Genomic DNA, 17037 nt, shown 5'->3' with positions numbered 1-17037 from the left:
GCAAAAGATGCCATTGAGGTTGAATCCTTAAGGGGCGATATCCGCTTTCAAGATGTAGCATTTAGTTATGACAAGCATAAATCTGTGCTTGAGGGGATTCACCTTCAAATAAAAGCAGGTGAAACAGTTGCTTTTGTTGGACCTTCAGGTGCCGGAAAGACAACGATTTGCTCTTTGATTCCACGCTTTTATGATGTAAATAGCGGAAGCATTAAGATCGATGGCATGGATATCAAGGATATGACGAAAAAATCACTGAGATCGCAAATCGGCATTGTCCAGCAGGATGTTTTCCTGTTTACCGGTACCCTGAAAGAAAATATAGCTTACGGAATGCTTGGGGCAACAGATGAGCAAATTGCTGAAGCTGCTAAAAAAGCTCACCTGCAGGATTTCATTGCATCTCTTCCGGATGGCTACGAAACACAAATTGGGGAACGGGGATTAAAGCTGTCCGGTGGACAAAAACAGCGAATTGCCATTGCGAGAATGTTCCTGAAAAATCCGCCAATTCTGATTCTGGATGAAGCAACTTCGGCATTGGATACAGAAACCGAACAGATTATTCAAACGGCGTTGAATGAGCTTGCCGTAAACCGCACCACACTTGTGATTGCTCACAGGCTCGCAACCATTCGCAATGCAGACAGGGTGGTGGTTGTCACAGAAGACGGCATTGCCGAAGAAGGTACACATGATGAGTTAATAGAACAGGGCGGGATCTTCGCAGGTCTCCATAATGTGCAATTCCAAAGATAAAGCAGAATCCGTAATGGATTCTGCTTTTTTGTCTAAATGGTGACCTCTGCAAAATACTGTTTCATCAAACAAACCTGGAAAAGATATTAGAAACTGGCAAACAAGCATTCATTTTTACAAACAATGCCGGGAAATCTGCAAACAATTCATGAGAGCCAATAAATAAAAGCATAATTTTCAGAACAGTCAAAAAGAACTATCGATTTAGTCAAAAATATGGAAGTTTTTAACTAGAACAGGACTTATGTGGTATAGACAACTATACTCTATCTCTATTAATCTTACAGTATGTAAACCCTTTCAAACATAAAGGAGGTTATTGGCTGATGAAAGTTCATAAAATTAAAGGAGGCAGTATGAAAAATAAAACCAAGCTTGTTGTGCTATCTGCAGCACTTAGCACATCACTCTTTATTCCGGCAGCATATCCGGCATCTGCGCAGGGCGCGGAAGGAGTTAAGCCAACGATGGAAATGAAGAATCATAAAGATGTGAAACACAAAATTCATCCAATTTTTTCGTGGGATCGCCCTGGGCCGATTTCTCCTATTCTTCATCCAGGTTCAGCGGCGGGAGCTGGAATGGTTCAGCAGCCGCTCAATGAAATCGATCCATTAATGGAAGAGATGATTTCAGAGGGAGTCATGCCGGGTGCTGTTACATTTGTCGCAAGACGGGGCCATATTGTCAAACATGATGCATACGGATATTCCTACCGCTATACGGATGATAAATTCACTGAAGCGCAGAATCCGATTGAAATGACGGAAGATACTATCTTTGATCTGGCTTCAATCAGTAAAATTTTTACAACGACTGCTGCGATGATATTGTATGATGAAGGCCGCTTTCAACTGGATGATCCTGTTGCGAAATATATCCCCGAGTTTGCGGAAAACGGCAAGGAAAATGTAACGATTCGCCAGCTGATGACACATACTTCAGGATTTACTGCATGGATTCCTTTATATTCACAAGGGAGCAGCAGAGACGATCGCATGCAAATCGTTTTTAAACATCCATTAGCCACTGAACCAGGCGAAGCGTATACATACAGCGATTTAAATATGATTACGCTCGGCGCAATAATCGAACGCTTGTCAGGACAAAGTCTGGATGAGTTTGTGAAAAAACGCATAACCAACCCCCTCGGTATGAAGGATACGATGTATAATCCTCCTGAATCTTTAAAACAGCGGATTGCAGCCACGGAATACCAGCCTGCTATCGGCAGGGGTCTTGTCTGGGGGGAAGTTCATGATGAAAATGCCTGGTCCCTTGATGGTGTTGCCGGACATGCAGGTGTCTTTTCCACTGCATCCGATCTTGCTAAACTTGCCCATATGTATGTGAATGACGGGCGTTATGGCGGCAAGCGGATTTTAAAGGAAGAGACGGTGAAAATGCTGATTCAAAACCAGATTCCTCAATTTCCTGGTGATGATCATGGCCTTGGCTGGGAGCTTGGTCAGGGATGGTTCATGGATGCCTTATCAGAGGGAACTTCACTTGGGCATACAGGGTACACTGGAACATCCATTGTAATAAACCGGAATAATGGCACGATTGCGATTCTCTTAACAAATCGGGTCCATCCATCCAGAAATACAGTTACAACAAATATTGCAAGGCGGGCATTTGCAAGACAGGTAGCAGATTCCATTCCTGTTGCAATCCCTGGAAAAGGAGATGCCTGGTTCTCAGGATATGGAGATAAAATTCAGCATAATTTAACGGCTAAAGTGGATCTCAATGAAGAAGCAGTCCTGTCGTTTGATACCTGGTACAGAACTGAAACCAATGCGGATATGGCCTTTGTTGAGGTATCAGAGGATGGCATCAATTGGACACAGGCTGCCCAGCCATTAACAGGCAGCAGCATTGATTGGAAGAAGGAAAAACTAACGATTCCTGCAGGAACCTCTCACATTCGATTCCGATACCAGACAGACAGTACAGTAAACGGCAGAGGCTGGTATGTTGATAATGTAAAACTCATATTTTCAGATGGCCAAAAAGTGACGCCTTCCTTCTCAGGAAACGGGTGGAAAAAAAGAAATTACTAGCATTCGATTTTTTAGTGAAAAGTAAGCTTAAGTGCATATGAAATTAATGCAGTAAGGACGGTGGAAGAAATGGTTAAAGCCCGCAAAGTAATGTTCATTTCCCTTCTCGCAATTACACTTGCCGTTTCACAGTTATGGATCGCAGGAACATTGAAAAAAGCATCAGCAGAAAGTGCAGCAAAGGATTTAATCATCCTGCAGAATGTGCCTGAGGCCAGTACAGAGATTAGTGGAGATACTTTTCGATTAAAGGCTCTTCATGTATTTAAGGAAGGACATTTCGTTGGAGTTTCAGATGATGTGAAATGGAAATCTTCCAATAAAAATGTTGCAGCAGTTGATCAGTCGGGGAATATCACCTTAATGGGGAAACCCGGAAAAACCTTCATCAGTGTAACGGATGGAGTATATAAGGACCGTATTGCACTTCAAATAAAACCTGACGGCAAAAAGGGCAGCAAAGGCAAGCCAGCTTTTAAAGTGAAAATCATTAAGGAGCATGGGAAACAGTATGATCTCATTAGCCGGGCAGTGAAAAACATGTCCATTGAAGAGAAGGTCGGCCAGATGCTGATGCCGGATTTCCGCACCTGGAAGGGAAAAAATGTCACTGAAATGCTGCCAGAAATTGAGAAGCTGGTGAAAGATTATCATCTTGGCGGAGTTATATTATTCCGTGAAAATGTAGTGACAACAGAACAGACAGCCACACTGGTTTCAGACTATCAGAAAGCTGCCGATAAATTCGGCTTATTGATGACGATTGACCAGGAAGGCGGAATTGTTACACGTCTTCAATCAGGAACGGACATGCCTGGCAATATGGCATTAGGGGCTGCACGTTCTGAAGAAATTTCCCGCAAGGTCGGCAAGGCGATTGGAGAGGAGCTTGCATCACTCGGCATTAATATGAACTTTGCACCTGTCATGGATGTAAATAATAATCCCGACAATCCGGTAATTGGCGTTCGTTCATTTGGTGAGGACCCGCAGCTTGTCGCTGACATGGGTGTTGCTTATACACAAGGATTGCAATCAGCAGGTGTTGCCGCAACTGCAAAGCATTTTCCCGGACATGGAGATACAGCAGTGGACTCACATCTTGGATTGCCTGAAGTACCACATGACAAAGATCGCCTAAAAGAAGTTGAACTTTATCCTTTCCAAAAGGGAATGGAAGCAGGGATTGATGCCATCATGACAGCACATGTTACCTTCCCTAAGATTGATGATACAAAAGCAATCTCGAAAAAAACGGGTGAAGAAATTGCAGTTCCGGCCACTCTTTCCCATAAAGTGCTGACTGAACTTATGAGAGAAGAAATGGGCTATGATGGTGTTATTACAACAGACGCAATGAATATGAATGCCATCGCAGAACATTTTGGACCAGTTGACGCGGCTATTAGAGCAGTTAAAGCTGGAACAGATATTGTCCTAATGCCTGTTGGACTTCAAGAAGTTGCAGAAGGGCTATTGAAAGCGGTGGAGAATGGAGAAATTTCAGAAAAACGCATTGATTCATCAGTTGAACGAATCTTAACACTGAAAATAAAGCGGGGAATTATTAAAGAAGAGACACCACAGCCGATTGATGAAAAAATTGCAAACGCACTTGAGATTGTTGGATCAGAAGAACATAAACAAATAGAAAAAGAAGCAGCTGAACGTTCAGTCACACTGGTAAAGCATGATAAAGATGTACTGCCGCTGCAATTATCTTCTGAAGATCATATTGTCGTTGTCGGCAATACGTATATTGCAGACTTAAAAAACGCAATCAGCAAGTTTCATGCAAACACAACGGTCATCCAGACCTCAAGCTATGCATTAACGGAAGAGCAGAAGCAGCTAATCAGGAATGCCAGTGCTGTAATTGTTGGCTCCTATACGTTTAATGTATCAGGCCGCTCACCTGACAGCGCGCAGATGAAAATGGTTAATTCCATCGTCGCTGAGTCAGAAGCCCCGGTTATTGCGGTTGGCATCCGTAACCCATATGACATCATGGCCTATCCGGAGGTTGATGCATACATTGCACAATACGGATTCAGAGCTGCGAGCTTTGATGCATCTGCAGGTGTTGTTTTTGGCCAGGTTAATCCTTCAGGTAAATTGCCTGTAACAATTCCGGGTACAGATGGCAGTGTTTTATATGAATTTGGCCATGGATTGAGCTATTAGGCACACTGCTATTTTTGAAAAGGAAAGGGTACGGGCAGCAGCCCCGGGGTTTTGCCCGTACCTCTTTCTTAACCAAGGAGGGAAAATATAATGAAGAAATGGCTCATGGCATTTTTGACAATGATTCTCGTACTCTCTTCTTTAACTGTTGTGCTTGCAGATAACGGCAATGGAAAAGGAAAAGGCAAGAAGAAGAAATTCGAGCTTGGTGTTGAAGTTCTTTTAGATGATAAAAAGGATCTCATAGAAGGAAAAAGAGTTGGTTTAATTACAAACCCTACTGGGGTCGACCAGAATTTAAACAGTATTGTCGATATTCTGCACAAAGATCCTGACGTGGAATTAACAGCTTTATATGGTCCGGAGCATGGAGTCCGCGGAAGTGCACAGGCAGGAGAATACGTTGAGTATTATATAGATGAAAAGACAGGGCTTCCTGTTTACAGTTTATATGGAAAAACCAAGAAGCCTACACCTGAAATGCTGGAGAATATCGACGTGCTCCTGTTTGATATCCAGGATGTTGGAACACGTTTTTACACGTATATTTACACAATGGCATATGCGATGGAAGCAGCAAAAGAAAACAATATCCCTTTCATCGTGCTGGACAGGCCAAATCCTCAAGGTGGAACAAAGGTTGAAGGGCCAGTGCTTGATATGAAGTATTCCTCATTTGTGGGGAATTACCCGATCCCGCTCCGGCATGGGATGACTGTAGGTGAGCTGGCTGAATTATTCAATGAAGAGTTCGAAATTGGTGCAGATTTGACTGTTGTCAAAATGAATGGCTGGAAGCGCAATATGTATTACGATGACACCAGCCTTCCGTTTGTCATGCCGTCTCCTAATATGCCAACGCTGGATACAGCTTTAGTATATCCGGGAGCTGCTTTGATTGAAGGGACGAATGTTTCTGAGGGACGTGGAACAACGAAGCCGTTTGAATTAATTGGTGCTCCATTTATCAATGCCGATGACCTGGCTGGACGTTTGAACAGTCTTAATCTTCCGGGGGTAACCTTTAGAGCTGCTTCGTTTACACCAAGCTTCTCTAAGCATGCAGGGCAGCTTTCCCATGGGATTCAAATTCATGTTACTCATCGCGATGCGTTCAAGCCTGTCGAGACAGGACTTCACATCGTGAAGGCGATCCATGATATGTATCCGGAAGACTTCGAATTCCGTGCAGAGAACAGTGCTGGAATTTCATTTTTTGACAACCTGATGGGCAATGGCTGGGTACGTGAAGCCATTGAGGAAGGGAAGACAGTTGAAGAAATTTCCTCCAAATGGCAGACCGAATTAAAACTATTCAAAAAGACACGTGAAGAATATTTACTCTATTAAACTGGCAGGAAAGAACTTGGCGGCAAAATGCCCCAGGTTCTTTTTTTAATTATTAGGCGGGCCGGCATAATACTGATGGCGTCTGGTACTGAATGATAAAGCCTGTTCATAATATGTAATAATCCATGCAGAAAGAGGTGTATAACAATGTTGGGGTTTTTACAAAAGATTGGCAAGTCTTTAATGCTGCCGATTGCAGTCATGCCTGCAGCTGCACTTTTGTTAAGGTTGGGACAGGATGACCTATTAGGCATTCCGTTTATATCAGCAGCCGGGAATGCGGTCTTTGGACATTTGGCACTTTTGTTTGCCATAGGGATTGCCATCGGTTTTTCTAAGGATGGCAGCGGGGCAGCTGCCCTTGCCGGCGCAGTGGGGTATTTTGTTCTGACTGAAGGTGCCGCAGCAATAAACGAAACGGTCAATATGGGTGTTTTTGGTGGAATCATTTCCGGTATTATTGCAGGGCTATTATACAATAAATATCATGATATTAAGCTGCCGGAATGGCTTGGTTTCTTTGGAGGAAAACGGTTTGTGCCGATTATCACATCACTTGTTATGATTGTCATTGCATTTTTGTTCGGGTATGTGTGGCCGCCGGTCCAGGCAGGCATTAATGGTGTGGGCGATTGGATTATTGGTGCAGGTGCTGCAGGTGTTGGAGTCTTCGGATTCTTGAACCGATTATTAATTCCTGTTGGGCTCCACCATGTTTTGAACACGCTTGTCTGGTTTGAGTTTGGTGAGTTTACCAATGCAGCCGGGGATGTCATTAAAGGGGACTTATGGCGCTTCCTTGCTAAAGATCCATCAGCAGGAATTTTCATGACAGGGTTCTTCCCGATCATGATGTTTGGACTGCCGGGTGCTGCTTTTGCCATGGTTGCCACTGCTAGAAAGGAAAGAAGGAAAGCGGTTGCCGGGGCGATGGCAGGTCTAGCATTTACTTCCTTTCTGACCGGTATTACAGAGCCGATTGAATTCTTATTTATGTTTTTATCACCAGTTTTATATTTAATTCATGCTCTTTTAACAGGTCTGGCTATGTCCATCTCCTATGCCCTGGATATTCATCATGGTTTCGGGTTCTTTGCAGGCGCCCTGGATTACATCCTAAACTTCGGCATTGCCCAGAAGCCAGTGCTGCTTGCGGGAATAGGTCTCCTTTATGGTCTTCTGTATTTTGTGGTTTTCTATTTCCTGATCAAGAAACTGGATTTAAAAACGCCGGGAAGGGAAGATGAAATTGAAGGTGAATTCCAAGATAATTATGCTGTTAAAGGCAATTATGCCGAAGCAGCAAATGCCTATTTGATGGCTTTGGGCGGTATAGAAAATCTCGAAGAAATTGATAACTGCGTGACCCGTCTTCGTTTAAAGGTGAAAGATATAGCGCTGGTTGATGAAGGGCATTTAAAACAGATTGGGGCAAAAGGAGTAATAAAGCTCAGCAAAACCAGTCTTCAGGTAATAGTTGGAACGGATGTAGAGTTCCTTTCAAATGAAATGAAGAAGAAACTATAAAATTTGTAATCTGGCTCTGTTGAAGGGCCGGATTTTTTATTCTCGTATGGTGGTGACTGGACAAGAGCCAATTTTTGCTGGCTCGGGATGTTTGTTTAAGCATGTCCATATTTGGAACATACGATAACAGCGTAAGGGTACCCTTATTAATTGAATAAAAAGGGGGGATATCACTATGGTAGGACCATTAACGGGGTTAATTGTGTTTGCTTTAGCATTCTTATTGCTTTTAGCAAGCATTTTCGCACCGAGATTGACAGGGAAAATTAGAGATGCAATTTGTCGGCTTTTAGAATGTCAAGCTCCTTGCGCATAATAATATAAAAGAATTTGAGTCCGTTTGAAACCCTGGTGAACGTCCAGGGTTTTTTAAATTGGTGTCCCTCAATTTCTGCTTTTACTGTATGTTTGTCCATTCCACTTATTGAGATTATACATAGTATAGGATAGAAACTAAGAAAGGCGGTCTGATTATGGTTGATAATAATGAAGGGAAAGGTGCATTAGAGGATTCGGAAAATCTGGAAAAGCTAGCTGCTAAACTGCTGAAAGACCAGACTATAGATTTTACTTCATTATTCAGTTTGGCCAGTAAAATAATTCAAGATGATTCTATAATGAATCTGTCAGAAGGTTTAAGAGAGATGCAAGAGGATGATGCAGTAAGTGAAGAGAATATCGAACTTGAAGATATAGAAGCATTAAGGAAACAAATGGCATCAATGAAAGCTGACCTGATTTTTATGAAAAGAGAGATAAGTGAATTAAAGGAACAAAATGCATCGCTAATAGGCATTTATATGAGGTTAATAAAAGCTGCAAATCAAGACTTTAAAAAAGGTGTCGGGCTTATTGCAGAAATAAGCAAGTTATTAAAATAAGGACTTAAAGCATTGCTTTGACGAGTAATGCTTTTTTAATATTTTATTTTATTTCCAATTCGGACTATTAGTCTATTAGCTGGAGCTAAAAAAATCGTAAAAGTATTGTTTGTTATCTTAAATAGTATTAATTAAAAAATTTCGCATTCCGATAAAAAAGTATTGTGCAATGAAGGAAAATCATTGATAATCTTTTAAAGATAGAGTGATACTCATCTATACATTTTTCTGATGAGGGGGAGTACATTGAAAATTCGTGTATCCGCTGTGCAGTATCATCTGCACACCATTCGTTCATTTGAAGAGTTTGCCATGCAATGTGAGCATTACATTAAAACTGCCCAGGAGTTCGGAACGGAGTTTGTCTTATTTCCTGAATTTTTTACCACACAGCTTTTGTCCATTGGAAGTGAGCAGGGAACAAGTCTGACGATTAACGAACTGCCTGGTTTCACCGATCAGTATAAAACGCTATTTTCCAATTTTGCTAAAGATACAAAAATGCATATTATCGGCGGTACACACGTTATTAACAAAGATGGCCGTCTTTATAATGTCGCTCATTTATTTTATCCGGATGGCCGGGTTGAAGAACAGGCAAAACTGCATATCACTCCTACTGAAGTCCATGAGTGGAATATGTCGCCTGGCGAAGGCCTCCGTGTATTTAATACAGATAAAGGCAGAATAGCCATCCTGACATGCTATGACATTGAGTTTCCGGAAATCGTCCGTATGGCTAAAGCAAAAGGAGCAGATGTTATTTTCTGTCCTTCCTGCACGGATGACCGGCATGGTTTCCACCGTGTCCGTTATACAAGCCATGCTAGAGCTATTGAGAATCAGGTTTATGTTGTGGTCACAGGAACAATTGGTTCCCTGCCTACTGTCGACTTTATGCGTGCCAATTTCGGCCAGGCAGCTGTCATTACACCAAATGATATTCCATTTCCGCCAAAGGGGATTATGGTGGAAGGCGAGTTGAATGACGATATGATTGTGACTGCCGATCTTGACCTTAGCCTTTTATATGAAGTCCGCGAACGAGGCTCTGTTACGACTTGGCGCGACCGCAGAACAGATCTGTATGTAGACTGGGAAAAAGAAAATATCGAAGGCTGAAATATGTCATATAGAAGCGAATTTTATGTGTTTGACGGGGATAAGCCGGTTCCGGCTGTAATCAGGAATTATAGTAAAGCGGATTTTGATCAGTTAATTGACATTCAGGCAGAATGCTTTCCGCCCCCTTTTCCTTCAGATTTATGGTGGAATAAGGAGCAATTGACTAACCATGTGGAGCTCTTTCCGGATGGTGCACTTTGCATCGAAGTTGAAGGAGTATTAGCAGGGTCTTTAACCGGGCTGATTGTTGATTTTGACCCTTCACACCCGGAGCATACATGGGAAGAAATAACAGACAGCGGCTATATTCGCAATCATAGTCCTCAAGGCAACACATTATATATTGTTGATATAAGTGTCCGCCCCAAGTTCCGAAAACTTGGGCTGGGCAAATTAATGATGCAGGCTATGTATCAGGTTGTCATAAACTTAGGTCTCGATCGCTTGCTTGGTGGGGGGCGGATGCCAGGCTACCATAAATTTGCCCATGAATTGTCTGCCCAGGAATATCTTCAGCAATTGATCAATGGGAAAAAGAAAGATCCGGTTATCACTTTTTTGCTGAGGTGCGGCCGAACTCCGCTCACTGTTGCAGAAAATTATTTAGAAGATGAAGAGTCACTTAATTACGGTGCCTTAATGGAGTGGAAGAATCCATTTAAAGTATAAGCGGCAAAGGAGATAGTACATTGGAATATATCAGAATTACGAGTATTCATGATCCGCTCTTTGTTAAAATGCATGAGTTAATGAAAGAAGTCTTTCCTCCTGAAGAAGTACTTGAGTTTGAACTATGGAAGGAACCTCTTGAAGATTCGGGAATTCGTGTGTTTGCGGCTGTTCATGAAGGTGATGTGGTTGGAGCTACCGAATATCGCTACTATCCGGAATGGAATATTGCCATGACTGATTTTACCATCATTGGCCGTCAGGGACTAAGCATTGGCCGTTTCCTTGCAGGAAATCGATCCAAGGATCTGACGGAACTTACCCGCCAAAACGGTAAAGAGCTATTTGGCATGTTTGCAGAAATTTATGATCCTTATGGGATTGAAGACCATGAATTTGGCGGTGCCAAGCCAATGAACCCATTCGTCCGCCGTGAGGTTTTGTCTCATATGGGCTATAAAAAGCTTGATTTTCCTTATCTTCATCCTTCCTGGAAAAATGATGGGGAAGCAGTTAAAGGACTTGATTTTTGCTTCATGCCAGCTGATGAAGAAATCACAGAAATTCATGCTGAATTAGTCATTAATTTCTTAACAGAATATTATTCTGTTTTATCTGCTAAACCGCAGGATTGGTATACAATGATAGAGCAGTTAAAAGAGAAGGAATATATTTCCCTATTGCCTTTATAATCTGCAAAAAGCCCTAATACTTAAGGGCTTTTTATTTTTATGTTTAGAGGGGAAACGAAAAAGGGAATGAATATAATAGTAATGTTCAACCGAAAAGAGGGATCTGTTCATGGCCGTAAAGAGATTAATAAAAGCGTTTATTGCAAAGAAAGGTGTTTCGCTTGTGAAAAAATATGTTGTCCCTGCTGTTAAAAGGAAGCTGAAAAACAGAAGATAAATTTAGGCATCTTCCATTGGAAGGTGCATTTTTTTGGGACAAAAGAAATGCGGAATAATCTGAAATTAAATAGTGTAAATCTCATATGCTAAACATTTTTATAGTTACATAGGATGAAGGAGGACATGTATTATTTTGTAGAAATTTTAGGAAATCTGGGTGATGTATAAAATTCTGAATTTTCTTTACTATAAAAATGCAGTATTTCGGGACACTTAAATCTTAGAGTGCCGACTACATACAGCATTATATTAAGGGGGAGTCCATTTGAAAAAGGAAATCTTAATTAAAACCGCATTAGCTGGAGCTCTTGTACTTTCTGCGGGTGGCACAACAGCACTTGCACATGATGAATTCAGTGGAGGTATTGAAAAAGGTGATAGTCTGGCCGGTGTTGAATTATCTGTACCATTACTTGAAGGCACTAAGAATACAGGTAATCTTCAAGAAGTTGCGGCTGTTCCGCTAAAAGAAGTTAAAGAGGGGGTACAAAATTCATCGGGTGACGTTTATGCGCATAAAGGGTTTGCCTATGTAGGCACACATACGAAAAATGGCGGAGAAGGCGGAGTGCGTGTATTTGATATGAAAGAGCCTTCAAATCCAGTAGAAGTGTCGTCATTTGCTCATATTCCAGGGACATGGCAGGAAAAAGTAATTGTAAAAACTGTTAATACGAAGCACTTTAAAGGTGATTTGGCTGCAGTCAGCGTTCAAAAGGTAGATCGAACCAACCCAAATGCAAAAGGAGGATTTGTATTATACGATGTAACAAACCCTCGGGAACCAAAGGAACTGGGATTTTGGGAAGATACATCGGGGGCACGGGGAACACATGAACTTTACCTAACCGTTCAAGGAAATAATGTTTATGTGCTGACTGCAAATTGCTATGCAGATCTGTATTCTCATGGTGAAAAAATGGATGTTAATATTGTAGACGTTACAAATCCCTCAACGCCTGAAACAATTTATGAATTTAATCCGCGCAATTATATACCTGAAGTGAACGATGATAATTATGATGGATATAATTGGACTGATGAGGGAGGAATTCAAAGGGCAGCGTTTGCTCATAGCGTCAAAACAGATGGAACTGGGAAAACAGCTTTCCTTTCGTACTGGGATTTAGGAACAATCATACTTGATATTAGCGATGCCAAAAATCCAATTTATCTGGGCAGGACGGATTTCGCCAATGATGTTCAGGGAGCAGCCCATTCGATGGATTTAGCTAAAGGAGGAAATGTCCTTATAGAGACAAGGGAGGTATTTGGTCCAACCAGAGAGGGCTTTGAGAGTGCCTATGGCTACACAATGATTTATGATATCAAAGATAAGACAGATCCAAAGCTTCTAAGCACTTTTAGAACCGACTTCACTGAGAAGATTCCTGGAGGAGCGACGGTCCATGATCCAAAGGTTCAGGGGAACACATTGTATCTCTCACATTATGCAGGGGGTGTAAGGACAGTTGATATTACAAACCCGTCGAATCCGGAAGAAATTGGTGTCTATATTCCAAGCAAATCTAACATTTGGGGTGTATTCGTAGATCGCAATTATGTACTTGCATCCGATATGGGTTCTGGATTGAAAGTTCTGCAGAAAAACGGCAGCCAATAATATTTAAAAAACAGGAGTCCCCAAGAAGGCTCCTGTTTTTTGATATCTCCTAAAAAAAGGACGGTTATAATGATAAACTTTTGACCTGTGAAACTACAGAGTTATCTTTGAGTTTTCAGCTTTCATTTTTCTCGGCCAAACAGTATAACTGAAGCTGATGGCAAAATCGATTGCAAGAGCCAATGTCCATATTCTTGCTAATCCTTTGAGACTCTCCGTTTGCTTGGGATTGCCAATAAAAAGGATCATAGCCATTAATAAAACTAAACCAATTATCCATGCGAGAAGATGCCTATACCATCCGTTTCTTTCTCTCCTTGCATGTTCTCTGCCGTGTTTTGCAGGCTTCTCGGGTTTTGGTCCATTTTCGAACTTATAGGCAAATCTTTCGTCTCCCCATTGAATCAGAAGATCCATAGGCGACGGTTACACAATATAAATTGCTGCAATGCCATGGAAGATGGTTGCCTTTGTTCCTCTGTGCAAATCAATGGTAGTTGCTGCAATTAGAATTAAATCAATTAGCGGAGTACAAAGCAAAAAGAAAGCCCCTAATGATTTTTTCTTTAATATATATCTTGCTGCTGAATTTACAGCCGTTTTTTTGTGTCCAATATAATCTATTTTTGTTAGAATGCCTGGAGTTATCTGCCAATATCTTTAACTAAACGTTTAACTTTTGCTTGCAAGGGTAGTGAAAACCTAAGAAACAGATTCATTGAAAGGATGATTGATTTGCCAGAATATCTCAATATAAAGATAAATGGTATAGAAATCAAGGCAAAGCAGGATCAAACCGTTTTGCAATTATTAAACGATAGTTCGATTGAAATTCCTCAGGTTTGCTTCCATCCGAGCCTTGGAGCAATAGAAACCTGTGATACCTGTATTGTTTCTGTCAATGGAGAACTCGTCCGTTCGTGCTCCACAAAAATGAAAGATGGAGACGTAATTGATACTGTGGATCCAGATGTAAAACAGGCGCAGACCATTGCCATGGATAAGATACTCTTTAATCATGAATTGTATTGTACGGTTTGTGATTATAACAACGGGGGATGTGAAATACATAATACGGTTAAGTCGATGAAAATCAATCATCAAAGCATCCCGTTTGATCAAAAGCCTTATGATAAGGATGAATCTCATCCATTTTACAGATACGATCCCGATCAGTGCATACTTTGCGGAAGATGTGTGGAAGCATGTCAGGACGTCCAGGTTACTGAAACCCTTACTATTGATTGGGAGCGGGATAGACCAAGGGTTATCTGGGATAATGATGTGCCAATTAACGAGTCCTCCTGCGTTTCCTGTGGACACTGCTCTACGGTTTGTCCATGTAATGCCATGATGGAAAAGGGAATGGAGGGGGAAGCAGGATTTCTGACTGGCATTGCTAAAAACACCCTTCGTCCAATGATTGAAATCACTAAAAATGTTGAAACGGGATATGGATCCATCCTGGCTATATCTGATATGGAAGCGGCAATGCGGGAAGAGAAAATTAAAAAGACCAAAACAGTCTGCACCTATTGCGGTGTCGGCTGCAGCTTTGATGTATGGACAAAGGGCCGAGAAATACTGAAGGTGGAGCCTCAGGCAGAAGCACCTGCCAACGGAATCTCTACATGTGTTAAAGGGAAATTTGGCTGGGACTTTGTGAATAGTGAGGAACGATTAACGAAGCCGCTAATCAGGGAAGGTGATTCATTCCGTGAAGCAGAATGGGAAGAAGCATTGGAAATGATTACACGAAAATTCTCAGAAATTAAGGAACAGCATGGCCCAGATGCATTGAGCTTTATTACCTCATCTAAATGTACCAATGAGGAATCATATTTAATGCAGAAACTTGGCAGGGCAGTCATAGGGACAAATAATATCGATAACTGTTCAAGATATTGCCAGACCCCTGCAACTGTAGGGTTATTCCGAACTGTGGGATATGGAGGGGATGCTGGTTCAATCGAAGATATTAAAAACTCTGAATTAGTGCTGATTATTGGTTCAAATACGTCTGAATCCCATCCTGTGCTTTCTACCAGGGTGAAGCGATCCCAGAAACTAAACGGCCAAAAAGTAATTGTAGCTGACTTAAGGGAACATGAAATGGCAGAGCGGTCTGATCTGTTTGTGCGTCCTCGTGCGGGTACGGATATGGTATGGCTTTCTGCCATTACCAAATATATTATCGACCAGGGTTGGGCGGATGAGAAGTTTCTGAAGGAAAAAGTAAATGGCCTTGAAGAATTTGTATCAAACCTGGAGAAATATACGCTTGAATTTGCAGAAGAAACAACCGGGATCTCCAAAGGCAATTTAATCAAAATGGCAGAAATGATTCATGAAGCCAATAGTGTTTCTGCATTATGGGCAATGGGTGTCACACAGCATCTTGGAGGCAGTGATACAAGTACAGCTATTTCAAATCTGCTTCTTGTAACAGGCAATTACGCTAAACCTGGCGCAGGTGCCTATCCTTTAAGGGGCCACAACAATGTGCAGGGGGCAGGTGATTTTGGAAGCAGCCCAGATAATTTGCCTGGTTATCAAAAGGTTTCAGACCCTGATGTGAGAAGGAAATTTGAAAATGCTTGGGGAGCAAAGCTTCCGGAAAAGGCAGGATTGAATAATCACGAAATGGTAGAAGGAATTCATGAAGGCAAGCTGAAAGCAATGTATCTGAAGGGTGAAGATATGGGGCTTGTGGATTCAAATATCAATTATGTGCAGGCTGCTTTTGAAAAGCTTGATTTCTTTGTGGTGCAGGACATTTTCCTTTCCCGTACAGCTGAGTTTGCCGATGTAGTGCTTCCTGCAAGTCCAAGTTTGGAAAAGGAAGGAACGTTTACAAACACAGAGAGGAGAATTCAACGTCTTTACCAGGCGTTCGAGCCGCTTGGGGATTCGAAGCCGGATTGGCAGATTATCATTGAAGTGGCTAATCGGCTGGGAGCGGGCTGGACATATACGCACCCAAGTGAAGTAATGGAAGAAGCAGCTGGACTTATGCCACTATACGCAGGAGTTACTTATGATAGATTGGAAGGATACAATAGTCTGCAGTGGCCGGTGGCTGAGGATGGAACGGACAGTCCTCTCCTCTACACGGAAGGCTTTCCTTTCCCGGATGGCAAGGCAAGACTCTTTCCAGTAGATTGGACTCCTGCTCTTGAATATCCAATGGAATATGATATTCATGTCAATAATGGGCGTCTTCTGGAGCACTTCCATGAAGGCAATATGACCTACAAGTCAAAAGGAATCAGCTCGAAAACACCAGAAGTTTTCCTGGAGGTATCACCTGAACTAGCCGAAGAACGAGGGTTGAAAGACGGTACACTTGTTCGTTTGACATCGCCATATGGCAATGTGAAAGTAAAGTGCCATATAACGGATAGGGTTAAAGGGAAGGAAGTTTACCTTCCTATGAATGACAGAGGCGAAGCCGCCATAAATTTATTAACAAGCAGTTATGCCGACAAGGATACCGATACACCGGCATATAAGGAAACGAAAGTAAAGCTTGAAATCCTGAGTGAAGAAGGAAGCAATCCGCTTCCTAGAATTAATCACCGCTATGGCAATCCGCAGCCGCAAATTGGTGTAAATGTTGAAAAGAAATGGGCAAGAAAAGATTATATCTTCCCTGGAGAAATGGTGAAAAAGGAGCGGAAGCAGCATGGCTAAAGCGATTAATAGCATCAAGCGTTTTGAGTTAACCCCCGAGGATAAACGAAAAAAAGACCTGGAAGAAGTGGAGAATGCCCTGATCGAAAATAAGGAACCTATTCTTGAGCTTCTTACAGCTGTCGGACATATGCATGATCGGGGAGTACTCTCATGATTGAATGGACTATTTGGACAGGGAGATAAAGTATGACATGTACTTGTTAAAGCAGTAGATAAACCGGAAGCTACCACTACAATCAAAAACC

The 17037-nt window shown here is 41.9% G+C and carries 13 protein-coding genes; 12 read left to right on the top strand and 1 reads right to left on the bottom strand.

Annotation, left to right across the window (positions count from 1 at the left end):
- From ACEQ1T_RS07230 to ACEQ1T_RS07185, 10 genes are all read left to right on the top strand, one after another.
- Positions 1-759: ABC transporter ATP-binding protein (locus ACEQ1T_RS07230; RefSeq protein WP_370222250.1), on the top strand; the 759-nt coding region annotated here is incomplete at its 5' end.
- Positions 760-1085: 326 nt separating this feature from the next.
- Positions 1086-2825: a serine hydrolase gene (locus ACEQ1T_RS07225; protein WP_370222248.1), complete on the top strand. Its 1740-nt coding sequence runs from the start codon at positions 1086-1088 to the stop codon at positions 2823-2825.
- A 69-nt stretch (positions 2826-2894) separates the two neighbouring features.
- On the top strand, positions 2895-5009 hold the full coding sequence (locus tag ACEQ1T_RS07220) for a glycoside hydrolase family 3 N-terminal domain-containing protein (protein WP_370222251.1): 2115 nt from the start codon (positions 2895-2897) through the stop codon (positions 5007-5009).
- Between the two features lie 90 nt (positions 5010-5099).
- Positions 5100-6359 carry an exo-beta-N-acetylmuramidase NamZ domain-containing protein gene (locus ACEQ1T_RS07215; RefSeq protein WP_206843355.1) on the top strand — a complete coding sequence of 420 codons (1260 nt, stop codon included), beginning with the start codon at positions 5100-5102 and terminating at the stop codon, positions 6357-6359.
- Positions 6360-6506: 147 nt separating this feature from the next.
- Entirely contained in the window at positions 6507-7886 is a 1380-nt protein-coding gene (nagE, locus tag ACEQ1T_RS07210) for an N-acetylglucosamine-specific PTS transporter subunit IIBC (RefSeq protein ID WP_370222247.1), read from the top strand.
- A 473-nt stretch (positions 7887-8359) separates the two neighbouring features.
- Positions 8360-8767, top strand: coding sequence for a hypothetical protein (locus tag ACEQ1T_RS07205; protein WP_206843363.1), 408 nt, complete (start codon positions 8360-8362; stop codon positions 8765-8767).
- A gap of 246 nt (positions 8768-9013) precedes the next feature.
- Entirely contained in the window at positions 9014-9889 is an 876-nt protein-coding gene (locus ACEQ1T_RS07200) for a carbon-nitrogen hydrolase family protein (protein WP_206843365.1), read from the top strand.
- Positions 9890-9892: 3 nt separating this feature from the next.
- On the top strand, positions 9893-10561 hold the full coding sequence (locus tag ACEQ1T_RS07195) for a GNAT family N-acetyltransferase (protein ID WP_206843367.1): 669 nt from the start codon (positions 9893-9895) through the stop codon (positions 10559-10561).
- A gap of 20 nt (positions 10562-10581) precedes the next feature.
- Positions 10582-11253: a GNAT family N-acetyltransferase gene (locus tag ACEQ1T_RS07190; protein ID WP_370222245.1), complete on the top strand. Its 672-nt coding sequence runs from the start codon at positions 10582-10584 to the stop codon at positions 11251-11253.
- 484 nt (positions 11254-11737) lie between these two features.
- On the top strand, positions 11738-13096 hold the full coding sequence (locus tag ACEQ1T_RS07185; protein ID WP_206843371.1) for an LVIVD repeat-containing protein: 1359 nt from the start codon (positions 11738-11740) through the stop codon (positions 13094-13096).
- Positions 13097-13189: 93 nt separating this feature from the next.
- Here the strand turns inward: ACEQ1T_RS07185 and ACEQ1T_RS07180 are convergent, their stop codons facing one another.
- Positions 13190-13513, bottom strand: a complete 324-nt coding sequence (locus ACEQ1T_RS07180; protein ID WP_312886267.1) for a hypothetical protein — start codon at positions 13511-13513, stop codon at positions 13190-13192.
- 309 nt (positions 13514-13822) lie between these two features.
- On the opposite strand from ACEQ1T_RS07180, the gene fdhF reads away from it, so the two are divergent.
- Together fdhF and ACEQ1T_RS07170 are read left to right on the top strand one after the other, a co-directional pair.
- Positions 13823-16789, top strand: a complete 2967-nt coding sequence (fdhF, locus tag ACEQ1T_RS07175) for a formate dehydrogenase subunit alpha (protein WP_370222244.1) — start codon at positions 13823-13825, stop codon at positions 16787-16789.
- Entirely contained in the window at positions 16782-16946 is a 165-nt protein-coding gene (locus ACEQ1T_RS07170; RefSeq protein ID WP_370222243.1) for a hypothetical protein, read from the top strand. Before fdhF ends, ACEQ1T_RS07170 begins: the two co-directional genes overlap by 8 nt.
- Positions 16947-17037: the final 91 nt, after the last annotated feature.

Origin of the sequence: Cytobacillus sp., from assembly GCF_964223445.1 — a bacterium.
Taxonomy (GTDB): domain Bacteria; phylum Bacillota; class Bacilli; order Bacillales; family Cytobacillaceae; genus Cytobacillus.
This window is presented reverse-complemented; position numbering and strand designations above follow the sequence as displayed.

Excerpts from the sequence above, each read along its gene's own strand:
- ACEQ1T_RS07195 (WP_206843367.1), top strand. The coding sequence starts at position 9,893 with ATGTCATATAGAAGCGAATTTTATGTGTTTGACGGGGATAAGCCGGTT.
- ACEQ1T_RS07180 (WP_312886267.1), bottom strand. The coding sequence starts at position 13,513 with ATGGATCTTCTGATTCAATGGGGAGACGAAAGATTTGCCTATAAGTTC.
- ACEQ1T_RS07215 (WP_206843355.1), top strand. The coding sequence starts at position 5,100 with ATGAAGAAATGGCTCATGGCATTTTTGACAATGATTCTCGTACTCTCT.
- ACEQ1T_RS07225 (WP_370222248.1), top strand. The coding sequence starts at position 1,086 with ATGAAAGTTCATAAAATTAAAGGAGGCAGTATGAAAAATAAAACCAAG.
- ACEQ1T_RS07170 (WP_370222243.1), top strand. The coding sequence starts at position 16,782 with ATGGCTAAAGCGATTAATAGCATCAAGCGTTTTGAGTTAACCCCCGAG.
- ACEQ1T_RS07220 (WP_370222251.1), top strand. The coding sequence starts at position 2,895 with ATGGTTAAAGCCCGCAAAGTAATGTTCATTTCCCTTCTCGCAATTACA.
- fdhF (WP_370222244.1), top strand. The coding sequence starts at position 13,823 with ATGATTGATTTGCCAGAATATCTCAATATAAAGATAAATGGTATAGAA.
- nagE (WP_370222247.1), top strand. The coding sequence starts at position 6,507 with ATGTTGGGGTTTTTACAAAAGATTGGCAAGTCTTTAATGCTGCCGATT.
- ACEQ1T_RS07205 (WP_206843363.1), top strand. The coding sequence starts at position 8,360 with ATGGTTGATAATAATGAAGGGAAAGGTGCATTAGAGGATTCGGAAAAT.